Source organism: Dyadobacter sp. CECT 9275 (assembly GCF_907164905.1).
Taxonomy (GTDB): domain Bacteria; phylum Bacteroidota; class Bacteroidia; order Cytophagales; family Spirosomataceae; genus Dyadobacter; species Dyadobacter helix.
In genome coordinates this window covers 856164-880808 of record NZ_CAJRAF010000001.1, presented here as the reverse complement: position 1 = coordinate 880808, position 24645 = coordinate 856164, and the positions used below count along the sequence as shown (strand labels likewise).

The window sequence follows — 24645 nt, the reverse complement described above, 5'->3', positions numbered from 1 at the left end:
CTACTCAAATTACACATGCCTTTGCTCACCATCATCACGATTACTTTCAATGCAGAGCGGTATCTGCGGCGGACGCTGGAAAGTGTGAAAAAGGCTTTGGCTGAAATTGAGAATCCCGACAGCGTGGAATATCTGCTGATAGATGGAAACTCCACTGACCAAACACTAGCTATAGCCACGATGTACGGAGAACTGATCACCCGAATTGTTTCGGAACCAGATAAAGGGCTGTACGATGCCATGAATAAAGGGCAAAGTCTGGCGTCGGGCAGGTATCTGTGGTTTTTGAACGCTGGAGATGAAATTTTTGAGCGCAGGACGCTTCATAATTTGCTGAAGGCCCTCAACGGAGGTGCTGACATTTATTACAGTGATGCCATGTTCGTTCGGGAAGATGGCTCTGAGGTAGGGCTTCGCAGCGTATTTTCGGCACATCTGCTACCTCAAAACCTCACATGGAAGGACTTTTCACTGGGAATGAAGGTTTGCCATCAGGCTTTTATCGCTAAAAAAAGCATTGCTCCGACATACCTGACCGACAATCTCAGCGCCGATATCGACTGGGAGATTAATTGCCTGAAAAATTCAAACAACACCCAGTACCTGAACCGGCCCTTGTGCCGCTACCTGCTCGGGGGACTCTCCGTTACCAACCACCGAAAGTCCCTTATGGGCCGTTTCACGGTTCTTCGGAAACATTTTGGCTTGCTCCCTACCTTACTCAATCATATCCGGATTTTCTGGCGCGGGTTCATTTTTGCCCGGCGGAACGGGAAATACTGGTAGCACACAGCTCGGGAACCAGGTTCATTATTTTGGATCGAATGATTCACCTTCCCTAAATCCTGAACCAGCTTATCCATGCCTTGGCATCTTTGGCGCTTACCATATCGTAAGTTTTATCCGACGTCTGCACAAAATAATAACCGTTGGTATCAAACAGCTGTTTTTGTGTTTCAAACATTGGTCCCGATGTGGGTGCTGTACCGGCCGTGCCCAGCAGTGAAAACGTGATTTTGCCGCTGGTGTTAAAAGTAGGCCTTCTGGTAGCATACCAGTAATCAAGACTGAGTGAACCATCCACAAAAAAAGCAGGACCAAAAAGGTCATACGTGGAAGTCAGGCCGGGTTGAAAAATTAAAACTACATAAGGGTCTTCCCCCAGCTTAAGATTTTCCAATCCAAAAGCGTTGTCCACTCCGTTGACATGGAAGCCCTCCACAGAACGCCATTCCCCTCCCGACTCAATGGGCGCATTCCACCATCTGCTTGGTGCTCCGGTATCTATTAGCAGAGGTTTGTCAGCACTGGCCACTATGACATTCGTTCCATTGGCCGTAAAACTGAGTTGTGTTTTGCTGCCGTCCCATTGAATATTCGTAAATCCGGTGATGGTTTGTGAGCCGTTGACAATTGGAGTCACAAATGAGACACCACTTGAATTGTAAAAATAACGGGTTGTGACCGACTTTCCGGTAGCTCCTTCGGCCCAGCCCATTTTAATGGTCCGTTCCTCCTGGTTTACAGCAAGTTCATAGGTGGTTCCGGCGATGTTAATGCGTTTAAAATAGGTCAGATATTTTGATATATTATTAAAAACAAGAGCCTTTGCCAGATCTCCGTTGGTAAATGCATTGGCCTCAGCCTGGGTAGCTTTGGTAAGTACAAGGCGGCTTTTGTTTTTTGTCCCTGTAAGTGTGATCACATCCGTTTTAACGGAATCAGGGAATATCGTAAACTCGAAATCCGACAAAAGGCCTTCGCCCGCAGAGCCTCCGTTCACGCCCGGGTCGGGGTCGGAAAGTACATGGAGATATGAATACGTATCAAAGATCAGTGAAGGCGTTTGCATCGCTTTTAGGCGGTAGCTGCTTTCCTTGGACGTAACAGACGACTCTGCCGAAAAATCAGAGTACATCGTCACGCGGTTCTGGTCATTAAATTTAAAGTAGAACCCGTAACTGCCTCCGCCGCCGGGATATATCACCGCATTCCAGCCATAAGGGGCCCCCACAAGTTCTTTTTCATAACTTGCCAGTGCCTCATTCAGGCGGGCATCTGTCGATTGTTCAAAGACGCTATCGTCAGTATTTTTACACGACCAGAAAGGGATTGCCAGAAGGAAGAAGTATAAAACAGAATTTTTCATTCACCTGAATATTTACAAATAATTAATTGCTGTGCAAGTGTTATGTCAAGCCGCCTATATCTGCAGCATGAATCATTTAAGTATGATTCAAACGGAGTAAAACGATAACATACTAGAATAGCTCAAGCATTGCACTCCTGGTTTTTTTCTGTAATTCGTAAAAATCGATATTCCAGGAGTTTTTATAATACGCTACGATCATTGCTTCCTTTTGGCGCAAAGCTGCCTGAGCCTGGGTCCTGGTCGTCCCTTTATCAGAAGTCCCGTCAGGTATACTATTGACCATTTTGTCAAACCCCTGTTTTCCCTCCATGAGCATAATGGCTATGGTTTCAACAAAATCATCATCAAAACCCGAAGCTGCGTAACTGGAGACAAAACCATCCCTAAGTGCATCTTCATCGTTAAAATTGATCCAGTTGGCACCATAATACTTCCCTGCACTGATCGATTTGTACTCGGCCGGATAGTTCTTGTTCATGTGCAGGATGTGCCCGAACTCATGCTGAATAACATGGAAAATGAAGAACTTGGCAAAAATGGAATCGGTTTTTGCATCGTATCCGGGCATTCCTTTTATTTTGAAGGTATTGATACCCATCATTACAATTTTCCGGCCACCTTCCGCCTGCCCGCCGGTTACCGAACCATCCAGGTTATATTCCACACTGCCCGACAAAACAAAAATTTTGGGAGAATACTTGTTAAAGAAAACCTTGCCGGCAATTTCAGTGTAAGGCTTTGCCCAGGCCTTATCAATGCTGGAAAGCAAAGGAATGATCTGTTTCTCATCCGGCGGAACAAGATTTTTTGTAATATCAGAAAACTCAAACTGGTCCCATTTATATTTAACGGAGATGTTGTAGGGAGTTGTCATATTGTCCAAAATCCATTTGTCAATATTGCTCTGTGCCCAGGTATCACCGCCCAGGCCGGGAATATTTTCAACGTCTCCTATTTTTTCTTCCTTACAGGAACTGAATACAACGCCCAGCAGCAGGAGCATTACATACAGCGGATTTGAAGTTGGTTTGCTTATCATTACAGTAAAATTATAAGGTACTGGGGCCAGGGTTTCATGTAAGACCACTTGCCCGTTCTATCTTGGATTTTTTTCGAGCCCATACTGGATTGCCGACTGCGGAATCTGAAGTACTCTGCGCGGCGAATCAGCAGGAATACTGATCACTTGCCCATCCCTGGTGATATGTTCCACCGGCAGGTTATATCGCTGAATATCCAGCCAGCGCATACCTTCCTGTAAAAACTCTACTCTTTTAAAATCCAGGATCGCGTTGATCAGCCCGGTGGTATTGTTAGTAGTCTGATAAAAGCTTCTGACCTTCGCAATGGTAATATTATGGGTAGAAGCATTGTAACCCGAAATCCTTTTGCTGGCAAACAGGTTGAGGTCACTCAGAACAGCCGCCTGGTTTCCAAGATATGCATTGGCTTCGGCCCGGTTGAACAACAATTCCTCCACGGTGAACAAAGGAAGCATCACATAAGGAAACCCTATATCAGCATTCACGGATTCTCTCACAAAGTATTCGTACCATTTGGGGACAAAATAGTTATTATCCCCACGATAGTATAATGGATACGCCCAGCTCGCCGAAGATGATACAAGCCCTTCACTGCTCATAATTTCCTGTGACTTGGCAAAAGACATACCATAGCGGTAGGAAGGCATGTATCTGCCGATGTCCGAAGCCGTTTCGACCAGCAATAGATTTGCTGCCTGGCTTGCTTTGGAATAAATTGCAAACAGTTCGGCTGGCGACATGTTTTGCATGGTTGTATTCCACGGACGCATATTATCTCCGAAATTATTACTTGGAAAAGCTGCGTTGGCATACTGGATCACCTTGTTGTAATCTTTCTTGATCAGATAAAAACGCGCAGCAAACGCATTGGCAGCAGCCAGGTTAAAATGATATTTGGGTACAGTGTAAGACCCGTCGGAGATCAGCGGCAAACCAGCCAGGATGTCCTTCTCCACCATATCGAAAACGTAGGCAACCGTCTTGCGTTCATATTCTTTTATAACTACCGTTTCGGGTTCTGTCACATAAGGAATACCTGCGTCCGAGGAAGCTGTCTGAGGATTATAAAATTTACTAAAAAAGGTAACCAGCATAAAATGTGCGTAAGCTCTTGCCAGCAATGCCTCGCCTTTCTGGGCCGAATAAATGGTAGGATCTGCCGATTCTTCTATTATTTTCAGTGCCTGATTAGCTACTGATATTGCCCTGTAACATTCAGCCCAGTAAAAATCTGGCGAATCCGATGCGTCCACAGAGGCCTCCACTTCTTCAAAAAGGAAAGAAAACCGGTTGGTTTTATCATCGGTCCCTACGCCCTTATCCGCCACGTTGTCCGTCATAGATTCGGCAAAGACAACATAGCCTGCCTGTGGATAGGCGGTTGTCAATAGCTGAGATACCTGCTTGGGTGTCTCAATTCTGGCCCTTGTACTATCTGGTTCCTTGGACAGAAAGTCCTCACAACCTGCCAGCACCAATAAGGTGGGTAGCACGACGAGTATCCGCAGTGATCGTAATTTTATATTTATATCCGGTTTCTTCATTTCTTTTATCTTGTTCTTGGAAGATAGTGGCCTGATACCCATCCAGACCGGTTTTGACACACCCAATCTTACTCCTATAACGTGAGTTTCAATGAAACTGTAAATTGCTTTTGAATAGGCTGGGCAACCCCTCCTGAGTTGAAGAACTCGGGATCCTGTCCTTTCAATTTTTTATCGGCATAAACAAGCCATGGATTAATGGATGAAATCTGGATATTTGCTCCCGAAAGTCCTACTTTTTTCACTGCAGGCAAGGGTACTTTATAGGAAACTGATACCGTTTTCAGGCGGATAAAATCTCCTTTTGCAACCCTTTCCGTTGAATAATTATAGATATTATAAGGGTAGGTGCCCGTCAGATACTGCTGCTCCAGCTTATCACTGATGGAAGGCATATTGGTTACCGTCTCGTCCCCGGGGATTACCCACCTGTCCAGAAATTCCTTGGGCATCGCGTCCAGATCACTGAACGACCCTTTGTAAAGCGGATTGAGGCGGATTTTATTTCCTGCCTGGGCCGTAAAAAGAATGTTGAGCGAAATATTCTTATAAGTAAGCGTATTGTTAAAACCTCCTGTAAAAGGCGGATCCACGGGTCCTTCGTATTTCAGGTAACTGACATTCTGATCCTGAAGATATACATCAGAGCTTACCTCTCCATTTTCATTTACAAAAATCGGGACACCTGTTTTGGGATTCAAAGCCTTGTAGTCAATAGAGAACAAACTTCTCACGGGTCGCCCCTGCATGTTAGCGCCCTCTGCCTTGACCAGATCGAAAATACCAGGATTGTTATCTACGCTGGTAATCAGTGTTTTGGCATAACCAAAATTAACCGTAGAACGAAGATCCCAGTCCTTGTTTTTGAAAATTACACCATTCAGAGATACATCCACACCGTGCGACTCCATATCCGCATAGTTGGCAACCTTGTAGATTTGTCCTCCAATTCCGGACGTCTTGATTTCGTCTATAAGGTCAAAACTGTTTCTGATGTATCCATCAATCGAAACATTTACACGGTTAGCCATGAAGCCCAGGTCCAGCCCGACATTGCCGCTGTAAAGCTTTTCCCAGGTAAGTTCTGTATTTTCAAGAGAGGCAAGTTGCAGCGCAGACTCTTTTTCGTCAGCAAAAGGCCTTCTGGTAATGATACTTTGAAACAAAACCGCCGAATTGGTTGCTGGCCCTGTATCTGCCGACAGACCGTAGCTGGCCCGGAGCCGCCCCATGCTCAGCCAGGAAAATTTCTTAATAAAATTCTCCCGGTCAAAATTCCAGGATCCCGCAACGGTATATGTGGGCAGCCAGCGCGCAATAGCTGATTTACCAAAGCCATTGGACCCGTCATAACGGAGGTAGGCAGTAAAGTTGTATTTGTCATCCAGGGTATACCCCGCACTTCCGTAAAAGGCGGCAAACCTTTCATAGTCCTCTCTCATCCCATAGTAAGGGAAATTGGATTCTATTGTCTGTTTCAGGATTCTATAGTCAACAAATGGTGTTCCTCCCTGGTCGTACTGAAAACCGTAACCTGTATTGTTGCTATTTTTCCGGTCGGTATATTTTATTTCCTGGCCTACCAGCAAGTTAACCGCGTGCCGCTCCCTAAAGGTCTGGTTATATCTTAAATTATTACGGACATTATAGAAGATCATCTGGTCTTCGTTCCGGTTATAAAAACCACCGCTTGGAAGTACTACCACCGGGAAAGCGTTCGGATCGTCCGGATCGCGGTAGAGATACTTGTTGGCATCGGCGATGGTGGCATTATCAGCGGCGCGGTAGGCATTCGCCATGTTGGAATGTTCCGTAATGCGATGCTCCCTCCCTGTCTGAATATACCTTAATGCACCCAGGAAATCGTACGTGAGGTGATCCGTAATCTTGTATGAAAAATCACCTTGCAGCCTTATGTCGGCCAGGTTCAGCTCAATCTTGTTATTGGCCAGTTCGGAGATAATATTAAAAGGTGCAAAGTTCCTGCGAAAATATTCAAGATCACCGTTTTCGTCATAAGCGGTAAGTGTTCTGCTTGTGTTCAGCGCATAACTGAATGGATTGATATCAAAATCCCGGTCAAACTTTCCTTCTACCGGATTACTTCTCCTGTTTAAAGAACCCGGTACCTGCTGTCTCCTGACAGATGCCAGTGTTGAAAAACCGAGCGATACCTTATCGGAAAGTTTATAATTATTTCTGAAATTCAACGTATACCTGCTTACCTTGTCGGCGATAGTCCATCCATTGTCGTGCAGGTAACTGGTTGAAAAATAGCTTTGTGACTTATCCGTTCCGAAGGAGATACTCAGTGAATGCTCCTGGATGAAATTCTGCTTAAAGAGTACATCAAACCAGTCGGTATTGGCTTTGGCATACCTTAAAAGAAAATTTCGTTTGGATTCAGGCGTGTTGACAATCGGGAAATTCCCCTGGTCATCCCCGGCCAGAGAGGCGTAAAATTTACCATAAACGCCATAATCGGGTTTAGACAGGATGTCTGAATTCAGGTAGCCTTTTCTTTCCAGTTCACCTAGCACGGACATTTGTTCCGCAGAATTCATAATATTGAAATTGCGGTACTGAGGCTTCATCTGCGTACTGAAGTTCCCGGAATAGGAAATAACGGGCTTTCCACTTTTACCTTTTTTGGTTGTGATCACGATTACGCCATTCATGGCGCGGGCACCGTATAATGCCGCAGCGGCAGCGTCCTTCAGGATATCAAAAGTTTCAATATCATTGGGATTAAGCCCGGCAACCGCCGAACCCAGCAACGTGGTGGGATCTCCACTGGAAAGCTGATCGTTGGAAATATTGACGATATCTTCCAGCACAACGCCATCTACTACCCATAAAGGTTTGTTATCCCCGTTTAGCGAAGTAGCCCCACGGATACGGACCTTGGGCGCAGCGCCGAAAGTACCTGAAACACTTTGGATGGAAACACCCGCCGCACGGCCTTCCAGCATACGGCTTACGTCGGGAAGGCCATCAATTTTTACATCATCCGATTTGAGTGTAACCGCCGATCCAGTGAACTTGTTTTTGTCAATCTGTTGAAACCCCGTTACCACCACATCCTGTAGCCCAACGGCATCTTCCTGCAGTTCAATGGACATATTACGGGAAGCCGGTACCTCTTTAGAGAGGAAACCGATCATCGTCACCACAAGCGTGGCACCTTCGTTCACATCCTGTAACTGGAACTCCCCTTTTTCGTTGGTAACGGTTCCCTTCTGAGTACCTTTTACTCTGATCGTAGAGCCGATCAGTACTTCACCCGTTCCACTTTTTACAACTCCTTTTACGTCAATAATGGCGGCAGAAACACCTAAAGGAGAAAGAAATGAAAATATGGCAATAAACGCTACAATCTGGAGAGACGTCCAAAGCCGCAGCCCACGAATCCGATAATAAACCTTCATATGTAAAAAGTACAGGTATAACGCTAAATAAAAGGGATTTATAGGTTCCTAAAATCAATAATACACAATAATAAAATAAAAAACGAGAAGTTCTTTATCCCTTACCGACCGCAATTAATTTTCAATAAAAGTAAAATATAGAATTTCAAGAATGGTAACCGATAGGTAAATAATTCCCGGAAACCTTTCTTCGACGTGGGGTGATTTGACCTAAAGGCCAATTTTTCATTAATACAACTATTTTAGAAGTCCTTTTATTGTAATTATACCCTGGACTTTTCTCTCAATGCAAGGCTCACCAGTTCGGCCGTATTTTTTACGTTAGCCTTTTTGATGATACTTGCGCGCTGATTAGCCACGGTGTTGGTACTGAGCTCAAAACGTTCGGCAATATCTTTGCTGCTCATGCCCTCTATCAGACATTCTAGGATCTGCTGCTCTCTGGAAGTTATTTTTTTCCAGACCGACTCCCCATTTTTTTCCTCTATCCCTACAAGATTCGGTTTCGCGCCATGATTGCCGTTTTTTACAAGGTTCTGAATGATGATAGAAGATACCTTGGGTGGAAAATAGAGCTCACCTTTCGCTACACTTCTTACCGCTCTCAGAATTTCGGCGCGGCTGGTATCCTTCTGGAGATAACCCGAAGCACCATAATGCACAGCGGCCAGGATATAATCCGGATTATTGTGCATACTGAAAATCAAAATTTTTACTTCTGGAAAGCGGGCAGGCATCCACTGCATCACCTCCGTACCCGACATCCTGGGCATTGTGATGTCCAGAAGAATAACATCCGGGCTGTACCTGATGATTGCCTCGGCTACCTCGTCCCCATCACCTGCCTCTCCTACAATATCAATATCCTCTTCGTCTTCAAGAAGGGCTATAATTCCTTGCCTCACTACGGAGTGATCATCAACAATTAAGAGGCGAATTGCCATAAAATGCCCAAAAGAAAGGTAGTACCAAAAAAGATTTGACCGGAATGAACTGTTGCCGTGCGTTTAAATTCCATAAATGTAAGTGGTTTCCCAGCTTTTACACAAACAACCTTGTCAAATTACTTCAAAAAATTTAACACCGAAACTAGAACTAGTTGCAATACATAGCCTGGCAAGACGGATCTCACCAACCTAGCCAGGCGTATGTTTTCAACACTTTCATTTTTTGAGGCATGCGATTGGAGCGTGAATAGAACCAAAAAAGAATCGCAACCAACATTCCTCGAACTGTCCTTGACGGTGTTGTTATTCCTCCTTCCTGCTGATCAGAACCGAGGTAATTTTGTTGAGCTCATCAACTTTGCTGGTAAAATCACCGCGCAACATCTCTCTGACGGCCTTGAGCTGCTCCATAGCAGTTTCCAGGTTATCCGGAAGTGCCTCTGCAAGTACTTCTTTCAAACGCTTTGCCATAGTCGGTGACATACCGTTGGTTGAGATAGCAACCTTCAGGTTACCCTTCCTGACAACCGAAGAAAGGTAAAAATCACAAAGGCCCGGGGTATCTGCAACGTTGGTGAGCAAGTGACGGGCTCGCGCCAGATTGCTGATATTTTCATTTTCGGCTTTGTCATTGGTTGCAACAATAACGAGATCTTTCTCAAACAAATCTGTTTCTTCAAATTTCCTGTTGATCAGTGACACTTTTGCATTGCTCGCTGCCAACTCCCTGATTTCCTCCCTGATTTCAGGTGCTACCAGTGTAACCATTGCTTGAGGGGAATTGGCCAGTACCGCGCTGATCTTTTCTAATCCAACATAACCTCCCCCTACGATTAAAGTATGAAGTTGTTCCAGTTTGACGAATATGGGAAATAGGTTGTTCAAAAGATAGTTGGTTAAGTACAGTGACCTGGGCTTACGTCTGCAAACTGGTAACACCAGGCCCTATTGGTTTGAGAAAGGTACGCAAGAAATTATTTGCACAATTTCCTACCCAAATTTACAGGAATAATGTTGGATTACTTACCAAGTGTTTCATTTTATAACTATTCCAACAATTACCCTTTCGCTATCTGCATCTTTCGCCGTACCTTTGCGACATGATCGCGATTACGAACCTCAGTTATTTTCTTGGCGACCGCGCACTTTATGACAGCGCGTCGTTACATATTAAGCCAAAACAAAAAATAGGCCTTATCGGACTCAACGGAACGGGGAAGTCTACCCTTTTGAGAATGATCAACGGTGAATTCCAGCCGGATGGTGGGCACATTTCCAAATCAGGCGACTGTACAATCGGCTTTCTTAACCAGGATTTACTTTCCTATCAAAGCGACGATTCCATTTTATCCGTAGCCATGCAGGCCTTCGAACGGCAAAATGAACTGCAAGTACAGATAGATAAAATCCTGCATGAAATGGAGCACAATTACCGTGATGAACTCGTGGATAAACTGGCCCGTGTACAGGAAGAATTTGAGGCACTGGACGGATATACCGTTCAATCCAAGGCAGAGGCTATCCTGGAGGGTCTTGGTTTTGTAACCGATGATCTTCACAGGCCTTTACGGTTGTTCTCCGGAGGGTGGCGTATGCGTGTGATGCTGGCCAAGCTTTTGCTTCAGAAACCATCGCTGCTGATGCTCGATGAGCCTACCAACCACCTTGACTTACCATCTATCCAGTGGGTGGAGAAATATGTACAAAGCTATGAAGGAGCAGTGATCGTTGTTTCTCACGACAGGCAGTTCCTGGACAATACCATTGATACAACCGTGGAAGTTTCAGGAGGAAAACTCAATTATTACGCAGGAAACTATTCTTTTTATATCGAAGAAAAAGCACTGCGTAATGATATACAGCGTGGCGCATACGAAAATCAGCAGGCCAAGATCCGCCAGACAGAGCGCTTTATTGAACGATTTAAAGCCAAAGCTACCAAATCCAAACAGGTACAAAGCCGTGTGAAAGCGCTTGACCGGATGGAAACCGTGGATGAAGTAATTGATGAAAATGCAAAAGTGCATTTCAGGTTCCAGTTTACAACCCAGCCCGGCCGCCATGTATTCCAGCTGGAAGACGCCTCGAAAGCATACGGCGACAAAGTCATTCTGGAAGGCACCAATATCAGCATGGAACGGGGCGATAAAATTGCCCTGATAGGCGCCAACGGAAGAGGTAAGTCCACCGTCTTGCGCGTGGTAGCAGGTACCGAACCGATTGAAGGCAAGAGAAGGCTTGGTCACAATGTATCCTTCACATTTTACGCACAGCACCAGCTTGAGTCCCTTAATGTTCAGCATAACCTGCTAGAAGAACTTAAATACGCAAACTCGACCAAAACGGAAACAGAACTGCGGACCGTACTGGGCTGTTTTCTTTTTTCGGGAGACGATGTATTCAAAAAGATAAAGGTATTATCTGGAGGTGAAAAATCCAGGGTTGCTTTGGCAAAGGTATTGCTTTCGCAAGCCAATTTCCTTTTACTGGATGAGCCTACCAACCACTTGGATATGCAGTCGGTTAACATTCTTATCCAGGCATTGCAGCAGTATGAAGGCAGTTACATCGTTGTTTCCCACGACCGTTACTTCGTAGAGAATATCGCCAACAAGATCTGGTACATCGAGGATCATCAGATCAAGGAATACCCTGGCACGTATGAAGAGTACGAAATCTGGGTGGCGGAAAGAGGCTTGCAATCGGCCGTAAGTGAAAAAGCAGTCGTGAGCAGCGCACCACCCCAAAAGAAATCTGCGCAGTCAGCGGGAAACCAAAACAAGCCCGCAAAACCAACCAGCAATGAGGATGTGCAGAAATTGAAGAAAGCACAAAAACAGGTAGAGGAACTCGAGAATACGATCAATAATCTGGAAAACAAGAAGGCCGATACCGAAACTAAACTGGCGGACCCTAAAATATACAACGATCCCGTTGCGCTGGCAGAGCTTAACAGGTTTTATACCGATGTAAAAAACAAGCTGGATAATGCAACCGCAGATTGGGAAAAAGCAATGATGGCGGTGGAAGAACTGGCCGGATAACATTATCCAAATCAAATATGAAAGAGGAGGCTCTACAAAGGCTTCCTCTTTTTGTTGTATTGCCCATCCCAGGAATAAAACCTACATTGTACTTAAAGCCAGGAAAATTGCGTTAAAATCAAAAACCCCGACCATGCGAAGCGTTCTGATCATCCTGATCGTTTTTTGTTACACTTCATCACGTGCCCAGCAAGCACCGGTGTTGTTTGAAGATCATATTTATAATCCCAACATAGCGACTGTACTGCTTTATCCGGCCATAAATGACCCTGAAAACCCCAAAAGACTTTTGAGCCCTCCTGTCATTCCTCTGCTGAGCCAGGTACCTCTTGTCCTGGAATTTGATGATCTGTCGGGCAGATCTGTCGGGTACCGTGCCAAGATTTTCCACTGTAACGCCGATTGGAAGAAATCCAATCTTAATGATATAGAGTTCACCTTTGAATTTAATGATTACCCGCTGATCGACAGGACCCAGTCTTTCAGCACCAAGGTACCCTATGTGCACTACAGCTTTGAAATACCGAGGTTGAAGCTTTCAGGAAATTACCTGGTGGTTATTTATGACGATGACAGAAAACCAGTTTTAAGCCGTCGGTTCATGCTTTATGATACCAAAGTAAATATCACTGCACAAGCGCGTTTTTCGCAGGGCATTCAACAGCAGTTCTCCGACCAGCAGATCGATTTCAAGATTGATTACAAAGGTTTGCCCCTGAACGCTCCGCAGTCAGATCTGAAAGTGGTGATGAGAAAAAATTTCAGATGGGATCAGATCCGTACAGGTTTCAAGCCCACCAACGTACGACCTTTTGACCAGTTGCTTGAATATAATTTCTTTGACCTCGAAAACACATTTCCCGGAGGAAACGAATTCCGGTATTTCGATAGCCGGACCACCGCTGCAAGGGGGTATGGTATTCAGGCACTGGAAAAAACCCAGGATTTCACACGCCTCCTGCTTTTCCCGGATAAATTCAGGGCTGATAATGGCTATTTGCAGATTGATGATTTTAACGGTCAGTATGTGATAGATCACCGGGAGTCTGGCAGGGGAAGTATTGAGGCCGACTACACACCGGTACTTTTTACTTTGAAAACCGAAGAAGATCCCGGCCTCACCTACTATGCCAACGGAGCTTTCAATCTGTGGCAGCTGAACGAGCGGAATAAAATGACTTATAACCCGGATTTGAAGGTGTATGAAGTTGAAATAATGATCAAACAGGGTGTTATTAATTACGATTACGTAGCCGTTAACAATACTGACCAGAAATCGGACGAAGCTTATGTAGAAGGAAATTATGCCACTACTGAAAACGATTTTGATATTCTGGTATACTACCGTCCACCTGCCGGAAGATCCGATTTACTCATTGGTTACAGAACCGTTGAGTGGAACAGGCGCAGATAATTTAACCTTGGCATCAATGGAATCAGCAACCAATTATCTTACCGAGCACATGTATATGACCCGGGACGAGGTCATCATAATTGACTTGCTTACCGACCATCATGAAATGCCATCCGGTTATGAGTCCGACCAGGCCATTAAGTTCTTTCATAAAGACAATCTTCATCTTGTGCTCTACTTTGCCACCCCCGGTGACCGGGGATTTCAAATGTTTGTAGTGGAGGATTTTTCACAGCATACCGACGAACTTCTTATACTGAAGGATATTTTCCTGATGCTGATCAGTCAGGGGTATAGCTCATTCATTTTCCGGAAGGCTTATGATCAGGTAGAAAATCTCATATATATGTCCGGCACCTTTCGTGCCATGTCCCCTCGGTATCCGAACGAAGAAGGTTTTTAAGATTTTTAGCTCCATCACCCTTCGCCTGGGCAACAAAGAAAAGAGGGATCATCACTGGTCCCTCTTTTCTTCCATATTCGTTTCTTACGCTATCCTACTGATCAGTACTCCCAAAGGCCGTGTTCCAGCTCCATGAGCTCCTGTTCGTAATTCAATGATTTCGTTAAAGCTTCCTTTTCACCACCGTAGATGTCCAGAAATGCCTTGTCATTTGCATTGCTGTATTTTACGATCCTTCCGTAAAACAACCTTAAATCAAAAGCATCAGCAAGATTTTTGTTCTGGGCTGTATTACGGGAGTTATACCAGATATACTTCTTAGGATCACTTCTGAAAAGCCTCTCCACATCCTTATATCGGAAAGAAGCTACCGGCAATTCCAGACCTGTTGCTGTCTGCTCCGAAGGCAGAATGATGGACAGTGTCTGAATATCGTTATACTGTCTTGATCTTTTTCTGTCAAAAACCCAGTCTTCCTTAACCTCCAGAATGGACAGCTGATCAGGGAAATACTCCTCTTCTGTTACGGCCACCGCAGTGTTAAAAGTGGTAGTGTCAACCTTAGGCTTTTCTACGACTGGCTCCTCTTTGGGAACCTCCGTTTTTTTAGAACCTTTTTTGCTTTTCTTCTTCGGGGGTCCCCAGCCATCATCCTCCACAGCTACCTCCTTTTTAGTGTCCTTTTTAGGGGTATCCCAACCGTCACCAGCGGCGTTAGCCTGTTTGCTTGGATCTGTCTTTGGTTTTTGATCACCCCAGCCATCCGCATTGTTGGCAGCAGGAGCAGCACCAAACCCGGCTGCAACTTCCTCGGCCGACAAACCTGCCGTCTGATTAGGGATTACAATTCTTTTGTGTAGCTCCTCCTTCGTCAAAGGAGTGGCACAGGAATCATTCGTATATGCTTCTATCAACCCCGCTTTGGCTGCTTCCAACAAATAACGGGTGATCTCATTATTTTTGGAAAACATGGCAACGTTCTGCTTCTCCTTCAGGTCCACTCTTCTCCAAAGCGTTCGCTTCATCATAATATCACCGTCACTAATCGGACGCGACGAAAACTGGTTCACCGTAGAATCCAACTTCTCCTGGGCAAAAACCGAGCCAGTCCCAAGTGAAAAGGATAATAACGACCAAGCGATTGTTTTACCATTCATTTTTCTCATATCAAGCATATAGTTTTATTGCCTTAGCAACGACTAAAAGTATATTTTAGTACAAAGTGATCTGGCGAATTTGAGTTCCCATTTCTACATCGTTGATCGCACCTTTGAAATTCTGTCTTTCAACCTTCAAAATGGTAATCACGTAACGGTCATTGGGCTGGGCCTGCTGTGCAAGTGAAGAAATTGACCCTCCACCTCCATTCAGTGTTACCCCTGCAATCCGCCTGTTCCCTCTTGCCAGTGAAACCTCAATCTGTGACACCCGGAACTTAGCATCCTCAGGAGAGAAGTTTTTAAAACTTTCATCAGGGATAGCCAATACCTGAAGACTCCTCGTACCGGCAGCAGGAGCTCCTCGTCGCTCATCAAAAGTTGCACCATTCACTCTTACTTCAATGGAAGGCTTAGGTACCCGGTTCACTCTGAATGGTTCCGTACCCAATACATTGCCCGCATTGCTTACTGTAATGTTCAACTGCGCCTTCGATGGTACGATCGTAAATTTACCCTTCGCACCGCTGGGGATAATTTCACCACCATCAGTAGAAAAACTTGGTGCCCACAAAGCTCCTAAGGCAGGGCTCTGAATGCTTAATTTGTTAGCACAACCCAGATACAACGGGGGTAAAGTACCTGTCTCGATCTGATAAGACGGCTTCACAACAAAATACTCCTGTGTCATGGTATAAGTTGTGTCTCTTCCCGAAGGAGTTGGTATCGTGATTTGCCCTTTCAATTCCCTGCGTGCCAGACCTTCGGCATTGTACCCGCCACCCTGGGCTGTAAACTCTATGAGCCCTACGCCATTTTCCACCTTAACAGGCGCGCCGTTTAAGCTCATGCGCGGTGTGATACCCGAAGCAGAAGCAGCAATAAACATCTGCCCCTTAAACTTGGTACCTGCTACGACAGTCTTTGCATCGGCACTTACCATGGCCAATACCCGGTCGAATTTTATGTCGGCAGCGCCTACCTTGCTTGCAAGATAAGTGAGTGCTTCGCCTTCCATTCTGCGGATATCCGTTTGTTTCTGGCTCAATACTGCGAGCGCAGCAGCAACAGGAGTTTGGGCAAAGTTCAGTTCTGCAAAGTCTTTATTCTTTTGCTCTTTATTATCCTTGGTAATAGGATCTTCTTTACCATCCAGTGCCAGCATCTGAAATTGGTTTGGAACGTACCCATTCAGTTTCGTAACATAACCGTTGAGGGCTTCCTTCAGCTTGTACGCCTTTCCGTTTTTCTGAACACCCACCATCAATTCCGCCACTTTGCTTTCCTCCTGCGGGTTTTTAATTCCGCCTTCTTCATTCAGCCCGCCACCTGCACCGGAAATAATTTCCTGTTTCAGCGCATTCAACTGATTAATCATATCGGTAGAAGACTGGCGTACTTCATCCGCCTGTTTCATTACCGCCACGTCACTTGCACGGTTACCCGACTTTTCGACTGCCGCTTTTATTTTAAGTACCGTTTCCTGGTTTAATTTATTGGCTGCTCCGGAGGACAGCTCCAGAGAATTGTTCAAGAGGATGAATTTTTCAATGATGGCCGAACTTACCTGCAATGCAAGCATTGCTGTAAGCACCAGATACATCATTCCAATCATCTTTTGACGGGGTGTTTCTTTGCCACCTGCCATATTGTTCAGTAATCAGTTATCAGTGATTAAATAATTTATGATAACAAACATTTTAAAAGGAGACCACGAAGGATTTACTATATGCTTGTTAGGGATTTATGATCAGGCATTGCCACGCATTGCTGTCAGCATATTTCCATATACATTGTTCAGCGATGATATGTTGGTGGTCAGCTTGGACATCTCATTTTTAAACACCTGAGATTCTTTGGTTGCATCCGCCATATTTTCCATAGCTGTGGTAAGGTTGCCATAGAAAGCATTCATGGCTTTCAGGTGTTTGGTAGTATCCTGTAATTCGAGTTCATAAACGGCATTCAGGGCGCCCATATTTTTGGTGATTTCCTGGAATTTTTCACGGTAGTTCTGTGCATCCTTGGTTGCATCAGCCATGGAGGTCATGGCAGTAATGGCTACGCCATAGGACTTGTTCATATCGCTGATGGCAACCGATGCCGTTTTCACATTTCTGGCATAGTCATTGGTAGCCACGGTCGCATCTGTAAGGTCCGAAATTTTACCAACCGTTTCCGACAGATTTCTGAAACCTTTCCCCAGGCTATCGAAAACTTCGGGTCCCAGCTTTGCATTATCAAGCATATTATCAAGTTTGGCTGTGATGCCGCTTCCGACAACGGGGGCAGATCTGTCAATTGCCGGCCCTTTGTAGTCATCGGAAAGTTCTGGGTAAACGCGTGTCCAATCCGGTTCTTTATCAGTGCTTTGGGTTAATGTCTGCAATGCATATAATAAGAAAATCAAAACCTCAGTACCCAACCCCGCTGTAAGCAATGGACCTCCAAAATCCCAGTGCTGAATTTTTGCTAACGCTCCTAAAATAACGACGGCAGCACCGGCGCTATATATTGTTGGTACTAGTTTATCCCAAAAAAAACTAGGTCCGCTATCCTTAGCCATACGAATAAAAATCGGTTACAGTGAATAAAAAGAGTTACTTAGAAAATAATTTGATTAGAGAAGGCCGTAAAAAAGGAAGCAGAGCTTGTTAAGACACTGCTTCCTCCGAAATTTTATATTTTAGCGACGACGAGCACGGGCTCCACCTCTGTCGTTTACGTTGTCCATTACACAACGGAACCCGATAAAAGCCCTTCGCTCTGTTTCATATTCAAAAGAGCGGGTACCAGTCTGAAGATAGTAGGCGATGTCTTTCCATGAACCACCTTTTACAACTTTGCGGGGTTCGTCTGGATTATCATATTTGGGGTTCATATCCCACACAATGGCAGAGGCGTTATCTGCATAAGCATCCAGCGTCCATTCTGCTACGTTTCCTGCCATGTTGTACAAACCAAAATCATTTGGGTTATAAGCATTTGCAGGAGCTGTATAGGGATAACCGTCAGAATCAAAATTACCCCGTTGAGGTTTAAAATTAGCTAAGAAACACCCCTTAGCATTCATAGTATATGGATTCCCCCATGGATACTTCGCCACGGCACGGCCTCCTCTGGCTGCCCATTCCCATTCGGCCTCAGTTGGTAAACGCCAACCAGTGGAATTGAACTGCCCCTCTTTATTCTGGAAATCGTGTAAAATATTAGTCCGCCATTTAGAGAAGTACTGGGCTGCCAGCCAACTCACTCCAACTACAGGGTAAGTATCAAAACCTGGATGTTGGAAATAATATTCAACCATCGGATCTCCGTTGGTGAAAGCGAAATCCTTTTTCCATGCAGTGGTATCAGGGTAATATTTTGACATTATTTCCTCTTCTCCCAAAACCGAAACGGAATCGACCAGCAAGGCATTCACAAATTGGCGATACTCATGGTTTGTTATTTCGGTATCATCCATAAAAAATGAACTGATGGTTACCCTTCTGTTCATATTATTCATGGAGGACGCTATATCCTCGTCGGCCTGCCCCATGATAAAGGACCCGGATGGAATGACAACCATCCCTGCAGGTGTAGTTTGTTTAAAACCCTTTCTTTCAGTTGCCGTGATCTCTCCATTGCTGATACCACTTTCTTCCTTCCCGCCCTTTCCAAACTTGCTTTTGATAAAACCGCAGCTCTGCATAAGCATAAGTGCGGATAACAAAAGCAGGCTTTTGACTCCATCCCGATAGAATACTTTCACATTCATAGTGATTTTGATATTTGAGTAATAAATGTCAGCCTAAAAACGTCAACCGTTGATTATATAGTATACCGAAAAAAAAACAAAAGTAACAGTGTGGATAAAGAAATTAAGATTTATTCAGTTATGCAAACCTGTTAATAACTCCTTTTCCAAAAATCTGCCGTCATAACGTAACTTTTTTAGTTAATTGTATAAAGCAGTATAATTTTACAAATATAAAGTAAACTTTCGCAAACAGAACAGGTTGACCATCTTTGTAAAGCACAAATTGATCAAACACTGTACAGCAATTTTAACAGATTAGATTATTTTAATGCAAAACAGTAAATATCCAACCCTGATTTAGCGTTGAGTTCAGAACCGGAAACGGGGGGTTCTTATAATTGTTTTCTTCCCGAATTTCGGAGAAGACAGTGCATATGAGAGCATTACCTCAAATGAAGACGGCGCTTTTGTCTTGTTTCCTCCCAACACCATGTCATACGCTCCTGAGAGCCGGAGTGACTGATCCGGTAAAAAGGAAATCCCTCCCATGAGGATAAAATAGGTATCCTGCTGCCGGTAGGTACCTCCAAGCCAAAAACGCTTGTTATAGGTGACGGTTGCTCCTCCTTCCGCGGAAATGGTTGAAATATCGGATTTTACCAAAACAATAGGCTGTATATCCAGAAGATAACCCAGCTCAATATTAAAACCAGCGTTGAAGTAAGCTGTTCGTGGTAACGGGTTGGTAGCAGTTTCGGCACCCAGCTGATACTTGGGCTGCAAGAGGTGATTCATCGAAACTCCCACATAAAATGCATCGGCTTCGTAACGGACACCTGCTGCGAAATCGGGATTCATCTCCGCAACCACCCCGGTCTGTATCAAGGGATCATCAGGGTCTCTGGCCCTTAGTTTTCCATAGTCAATAGACTGCCTGAAGAGGCCTGCGCTGGCTCCGATCTGCAATTTTCCTCCTCCCAGAGGTATATGGTAGGCAGCAGAGAGCTTAAAGTCCTGATCGTTACGGGGCCCGCTTTTGTCATTGAGTGCATAAAAACCAATCCCGAAGTTTTTCAGAGGCATACTGAAAGAGGCCATCTGTGTTGACAGGGCTCCGCCTGCATCGTCCGGATTGGTTGACTGGTATCCTGCATACTGGGTCCGGTGCGTGAGCTGAAACCTGGTAAGCCCGTCAGCACCTGCGGCGGCAGGATTTAAATAAAGCTGGTTTAACGAAAATAGGCTGAACTGTGCATCCTTTTGAGCAAAAGCGACTGTGGACAACAGTAAAAAGACAGCACTCAGCCCGCTCCATTTTATATTTTGAATCGTAAAAGTAAGGGTCATGCTTCTGAAATGGTTTAAACATCCGGTATTCCCCGATATTTTATTCAATAACGCATATTGCTCAAAAAAATTGATATATAATAAAAAAAGGGCCGGGAAATTTTCCCGGCCCTTTTTCGACTGATTCTTTTAACCGTTGTTGGCCTTTTTGATGTATAGTTCAAGCGCGCCGGTCATTGACGGAGCATTGGGTAAAGGTGCCTGAATATCAAGTATCAGGCCTGCGTCTTCAACCGCTTTGGCAGTGGTAGGTCCAAAAGCTGCAATCCTTGTAACGTTCTGCTTGAAATCTGGGAAATTTTCGAATAAGGATTTAATACCGGACGGGCTGAAAAAGGCAATGATATCATAATAAACATCCTCAAGATCGGACAAATCGGATGGGACAGTCTGATACATCGTTGCCTCGGTAAAATGGAATTCCTCCGTGTCCGCAAACTCAGGAATATCATTTTTGCGGACATCCGAACAAGGATACAAAAACTTCTCCTTTTTATGCTTACGCATCAGTTCTATTAGTTCCGCAGCTGTTTTGGTACCCGTAAAAATTTTGCGTTTACGGATCACGATGTACTTCTGGAGATAATTGGCGGTTTGCTCTGAAATACAAAAATACTTCATGGTAGCCGGTACCTCTATTCTACCCTCGTTACAGATCCTGAAAAAGTGGTCAATGGCGTTCCTGCTTGTGAAAATAACAGCAGTATGATCGAGGATATTAACTTTTTGCTTACGAAAATCCTTGTAAGAAATTCCATCGATCTGAATGAAAGGACGAAAATCCACTTTGATATTATACTTCTTCGCTAATTCAAAATACGGGGAGTTTTCGTCTGCTGGTCTGGACTGGCTTACAAGAAGGCTGGTAACCTTTCTCAGCCTTTCCTGATCAAATTTGATAGTCTCACTCATGTAAAATCCTCAATTAATTTTAAGTCCCATTCCTCTCGTTCCTTTACAGGGCAAATTTGATGCCAATAATGAGGGGGATCACTTCGATGACGCAAAGGTACGAAAATAAATACAGATTAATAAGTGTCCCCGCTGGCTTGACCACAACATACAAAGCCAGAAAGCGTACAGAATAAAAAAACAGAAATGGTAAAAGTATATAAGGCCTCCACGACTCCATCCATGGTGCGTGATTGAAGCTTAGCATAAAAACAAGAAGAAAGAGCCCCGCATGAAACAGGTAAGATGATTGTACTATTTTGAGAAATAAGGTATCTACCAACTTATCCAGATTGAGTACGTTCCCCACCATCACCATCAGAATGTACTTCCCGTAGGTCAGCAAAAAAAAGAGGATGGAAATCAGAAAAAAATCGCCCAGGAACTGCAAGGTACCGTTCTGCTCGGAAAGGATCGTGTCTACGGAAAAGAGATTTATCTTTTGGGTGGTTAGGAAAACCAGAATAAAACTCATCAGCATGGAGGACCCCAGTACAAAGAATACGACGTTGGAACTATATGGTTTATTGACTTTGGATAACTGATCGCGGGGTGAATTATTAAAAAACTCAATGGGATTCACCAGCCTCTCGAAAGAGAGCGGATCTGTGTTGAAAACCCATCCGCAGATGATGAGGATAATCATGGAAGCCAGTATTGCAAAATTCCCGAAGGGGGATACTGCCACCGGACGGATATTAATGAAACTGGCCCTGGGATTATCCATGAGGTTCATCCCGTTCGCCGTCTTTTTATTGCATATCAGCAAGGTCTTGTCCAAAATTCCGGAGCTCCCGTACACTGTAAACAGTAACTCATCTTTTTTGTAAATGCGGTAGAGGCTGTCTATATTAAACTGAACCCATTTATTGGCAGCAATCCGCCGTTGTAAAGCCCCTTCCAGAAACAGGTATCCTTCATTTTCAGTTTTAAACAACAAACTGTACCTACGGTTTTTAACAAGGTCAACATATACGCTTACCGAACGGGAATCTTCATTGAGGCCTTGTGAAAACGGCACAAAGTCATTGTACTGATTGTTAAAAACCAGCCAGTCGTAATGAAAATTGTATACCGGAAAAAATTCATCCGGAGGCACAACCTTACCGGCCCCCTGCGCCTGTGCACCGAAGGGTAGTAGAAAAACCAGGAAAGCCCAAATGAACAGAAACCGGATGGACTTCATGTGTATGAAAAAGGGCCGGGTTTCCCCCGCCCTCTCTATTATATTTAAAGAAACAGTACCAACAATTATTTTTTACCAAGAGCAAGAAGCATTGTTTCTCCGATGAGTGCAGGAGATTCTGCTACAAAAATACCTGATTCTTTCATAATTCTGATCTTCGCTTCCGCGGTATCGTCAGCTCCTCCGATGATGGCTCCTGCATGGCCCATCCTTCTGCCTTTGGGTGCAGTTTGGCCAGCTATAAAACCTACCACCGGTTTTTTATTACCTGTCGACTTCACGTAACTGGCGGCTTCCGCTTCCATGCTACCCCCGATCTCACCAATCATCACAATTGCCTCGGTTTCAGGATCATTCATCAGTAATTCAACTGCCTCTTTGGTAGTGGTACCAATAATGGGGTCACCTCCGATACCAATGGCCGTGGTTTGCCCCAATCCGGCGCGGGTCAGCTGGTCAACCGCTTCGTAAGTCAATGTACCTGATTTAGAAACAAGTCCAACCGTTCCCTTTTTGAAGATAAAACCTGGCATAATACCCACTTTACACTCCTCGGCAGTAATGATACCAGGGCAGTTAGGACCAATCAAGCGCGTGTTTTTACCTTTAATATATTCTTTGGCAAACAGCATATCTTTTGTAGGAATGCCTTCTGTTATAGCCACAATCACAGCTATTCCTGCATCTGCTGCTTCCATAATAGCATCTGCAGCAAAAGCTGGCGGTACGAATATAATGGCCACGTCTGCTCCGGTTGAACGAACAGCCTGGTCCACTGTATTAAATACCGGTCTGTCAAGATGGGAAAGGCCGCCTTTGCCTGGAGTCACCCCGCCGACAACATTGGTACCATACTCTATCATTTGCTGGGCATGAAAAGAACCCTCAGAACCGGTAAATCCCTGAACTATAATCTTAGAATTTTTATTAACTAAAACGCTCATGTTGGTAAATCAGTTTTTTTGGTAAAAGTAGGACGAAAAGCACGAAGTAGCAAAATGTAGCCAGAATTTGTAAATTGCTTTTTTGAGAATCCAGGGCTGTTATATGAATATTCTTACAAATCCTCATTTTTTTTCCAACCTTGTTTTGAGTTTCACAGGGATATATATCTTTTTCCGCCATTTCGGATCTCAGCCTGCCAATAACCGCCTGTTATGGGGAATTTTTCTTTTCTGCCTTTCGCTGAATGCCCTGACCGACCTGGTGGTACATACGGGCAAAGAAAACCTTCAGGGCCTGTTAAAAATAACCCAGGCTGCCGAGATGACGCTCGGTGCAGTGTGCCTGGTATCTGCCAGCTGGTCGCTGATCAGGCAGACACAAACTGAAACTTTTCAGCTCGTCTCCACCATCAGCATTGGCCTGCTTTTGCTTTATTGCATTACCTGGTTTAACGTTGAATATATTGGCCTGATCATCCAGTCATTTTGTATTGTGGTAACCATGATCGTATCCTGCCTGGGACTGGGCGGCAGGCAAAAAAGCGCCCTCTGGGTAATATTTGCGATGATGTTCCTGGCACTGGCAAGCAAATCAGCCCGGCTGAACATCCCCATGAATCCGGTGGATATCTATCATTACATGCTTACCCTGGCTATTGTATGCGTGGGAAAGGCGGTCAAAAATGAATACAAATTGTTATTTTGACAGAATGTTTCCAAACAATTGTTAACGGATTGTTTTTTTAAAAAGCCATGTAGTAACTTGCACCAGTTAAATTTTAAACAAACAAGTTTACTATAACTTTAAGATGAAAAGAATAAAGTCTGGTATGCTCCTGCTCGCTTCTGTAGTAGCATTTGGAAGTTACTCCCTTAACCCTGTTAACGCTAAAACACTGACAGCTGCTGTCGAAACACGTGATGCAAAACAGGTTAAAACCATTACCATCAAAGGCAGCGATGCCATGCAATTTGACCTGAAAGAAATCAAAGTAAAAGCAGGCCAGAAAGTGAAACTTACCTTAACGCATTCAGGCAAGCTTGCAAAAGCAGCAATGGGGCATAACTGGGTATTACTTAAGCCAGGTGTGGACGTTGCCGCTTTCGGGTCCAAAGCAGCTGCTGCCCGTGAAACGGACTATATCCCAAAATCAGAAGAGGGAAGCATTTTAGCACACACGAAGCTTGTAGGTGGCGGAGAAAGTGATACTATTGAATTCACTGCTCCAAAAAAAGGAAAATATACCTTTATCTGTAGCTTCCCTGGCCATTATGCGTTAATGAAAGGCGATTTTATCGTTGAGTAATTTCTCCTGATAGTATTTAAACAGAAAGAGGAGCTG

20 protein-coding genes are annotated in these 24645 nt (G+C 44.5%); 6 read left to right on the top strand and 14 right to left on the bottom strand.

Features of this window, described 5'->3' with window-relative positions; translation table 11 throughout:
• Positions 1-15: 15 nt before the first annotated feature.
• Positions 16-786, top strand: coding sequence for a glycosyltransferase (locus KOE27_RS03585; protein WP_215237472.1), 771 nt, complete (start codon positions 16-18; stop codon positions 784-786).
• 52 nt (positions 787-838) lie between these two features.
• On the opposite strand, the gene KOE27_RS03580 is transcribed toward KOE27_RS03585, so the two are convergent.
• From KOE27_RS03580 to KOE27_RS03555, 6 genes are all read right to left on the bottom strand, one after another.
• Complete coding sequence (locus KOE27_RS03580) at positions 839-2149, bottom strand: DUF4302 domain-containing protein (RefSeq protein WP_215237471.1); 1311 nt, start codon at positions 2147-2149, stop codon at positions 839-841.
• A gap of 112 nt (positions 2150-2261) precedes the next feature.
• Positions 2262-3191, bottom strand: coding sequence for a zinc-binding metallopeptidase (locus tag KOE27_RS03575; RefSeq protein ID WP_215237470.1), 930 nt, complete (start codon positions 3189-3191; stop codon positions 2262-2264).
• 57 nt (positions 3192-3248) lie between these two features.
• Positions 3249-4739, bottom strand: a complete 1491-nt coding sequence (locus KOE27_RS03570; protein ID WP_215237469.1) for a RagB/SusD family nutrient uptake outer membrane protein — start codon at positions 4737-4739, stop codon at positions 3249-3251.
• 74 nt (positions 4740-4813) lie between these two features.
• Entirely contained in the window at positions 4814-8167 is a 3354-nt protein-coding gene (locus tag KOE27_RS03565; RefSeq protein ID WP_215237468.1) for a SusC/RagA family TonB-linked outer membrane protein, read from the bottom strand.
• A 263-nt stretch (positions 8168-8430) separates the two neighbouring features.
• Positions 8431-9111 carry a response regulator transcription factor gene (locus tag KOE27_RS03560; protein ID WP_215237467.1) on the bottom strand — a complete coding sequence of 227 codons (681 nt, stop codon included), beginning with the start codon at positions 9109-9111 and terminating at the stop codon, positions 8431-8433.
• 306 nt (positions 9112-9417) lie between these two features.
• Positions 9418-9999 carry a precorrin-2 dehydrogenase/sirohydrochlorin ferrochelatase family protein gene (locus tag KOE27_RS03555; RefSeq protein ID WP_215237466.1) on the bottom strand — a complete coding sequence of 194 codons (582 nt, stop codon included), beginning with the start codon at positions 9997-9999 and terminating at the stop codon, positions 9418-9420.
• Positions 10000-10214: 215 nt separating this feature from the next.
• On the opposite strand from KOE27_RS03555, the gene KOE27_RS03550 reads away from it, so the two are divergent.
• From KOE27_RS03550 to KOE27_RS03540, 3 genes are all read left to right on the top strand, one after another.
• The gene (locus tag KOE27_RS03550; protein WP_215237465.1) at positions 10215-12158 is read left to right on the top strand and encodes an ABC-F family ATP-binding cassette domain-containing protein; all 1944 of its coding nucleotides are present in this window, start codon (positions 10215-10217) and stop codon (positions 12156-12158) included.
• A gap of 133 nt (positions 12159-12291) precedes the next feature.
• A complete protein-coding gene (locus KOE27_RS03545; protein WP_215237464.1) occupies positions 12292-13572 on the top strand; it encodes a type IX secretion system plug protein in 1281 nt (426 codons plus the stop codon).
• A gap of 16 nt (positions 13573-13588) precedes the next feature.
• Complete coding sequence (locus tag KOE27_RS03540; protein ID WP_215237463.1) at positions 13589-13975, top strand: hypothetical protein; 387 nt, start codon at positions 13589-13591, stop codon at positions 13973-13975.
• 101 nt (positions 13976-14076) lie between these two features.
• Here KOE27_RS03540 and porN read toward each other — a convergent pair whose 3' ends face one another.
• The 8 genes from porN to sucD form a co-directional block, all read right to left on the bottom strand.
• Positions 14077-15150 (bottom strand): type IX secretion system ring subunit PorN/GldN, encoded by a 1074-nt coding sequence (gene porN, locus KOE27_RS03535; protein WP_215237462.1) that lies wholly within the window; start codon positions 15148-15150, stop codon positions 14077-14079.
• 37 nt (positions 15151-15187) lie between these two features.
• Entirely contained in the window at positions 15188-16780 is a 1593-nt protein-coding gene (gene porM / locus KOE27_RS03530; RefSeq protein ID WP_215237461.1) for a type IX secretion system motor protein PorM/GldM, read from the bottom strand.
• Between the two features lie 102 nt (positions 16781-16882).
• Positions 16883-17698 (bottom strand): type IX secretion system motor protein PorL/GldL, encoded by an 816-nt coding sequence (gene porL, locus KOE27_RS03525; protein WP_215237460.1) that lies wholly within the window; start codon positions 17696-17698, stop codon positions 16883-16885.
• A 120-nt stretch (positions 17699-17818) separates the two neighbouring features.
• Positions 17819-18892 carry a T9SS ring complex lipoprotein PorK/GldK gene (porK, locus tag KOE27_RS03520; protein ID WP_215237459.1) on the bottom strand — a complete coding sequence of 358 codons (1074 nt, stop codon included), beginning with the start codon at positions 18890-18892 and terminating at the stop codon, positions 17819-17821.
• 351 nt (positions 18893-19243) lie between these two features.
• Positions 19244-20221: a PorP/SprF family type IX secretion system membrane protein gene (locus tag KOE27_RS03515; protein ID WP_215237458.1), complete on the bottom strand. Its 978-nt coding sequence runs from the start codon at positions 20219-20221 to the stop codon at positions 19244-19246.
• Positions 20222-20350: 129 nt separating this feature from the next.
• Entirely contained in the window at positions 20351-21133 is a 783-nt protein-coding gene (locus KOE27_RS03510) for a uroporphyrinogen-III synthase (protein WP_215237457.1), read from the bottom strand.
• 43 nt (positions 21134-21176) lie between these two features.
• On the bottom strand, positions 21177-22358 hold the full coding sequence (locus KOE27_RS03505; RefSeq protein ID WP_215237456.1) for a DUF4271 domain-containing protein: 1182 nt from the start codon (positions 22356-22358) through the stop codon (positions 21177-21179).
• Positions 22359-22423: 65 nt separating this feature from the next.
• Positions 22424-23302, bottom strand: a complete 879-nt coding sequence (sucD, locus tag KOE27_RS03500) for a succinate--CoA ligase subunit alpha (protein WP_215237455.1) — start codon at positions 23300-23302, stop codon at positions 22424-22426.
• A 103-nt stretch (positions 23303-23405) separates the two neighbouring features.
• On the opposite strand from sucD, the gene KOE27_RS03495 reads away from it, so the two are divergent.
• Entirely contained in the window at positions 23406-24008 is a 603-nt protein-coding gene (locus KOE27_RS03495) for a DUF6962 family protein (RefSeq protein ID WP_215237454.1), read from the top strand.
• A gap of 103 nt (positions 24009-24111) precedes the next feature.
• Positions 24112-24609: an azurin gene (gene azu, locus KOE27_RS03490; protein ID WP_215237453.1), complete on the top strand. Its 498-nt coding sequence runs from the start codon at positions 24112-24114 to the stop codon at positions 24607-24609.
• Positions 24610-24645 lie beyond the last annotated feature (36 nt).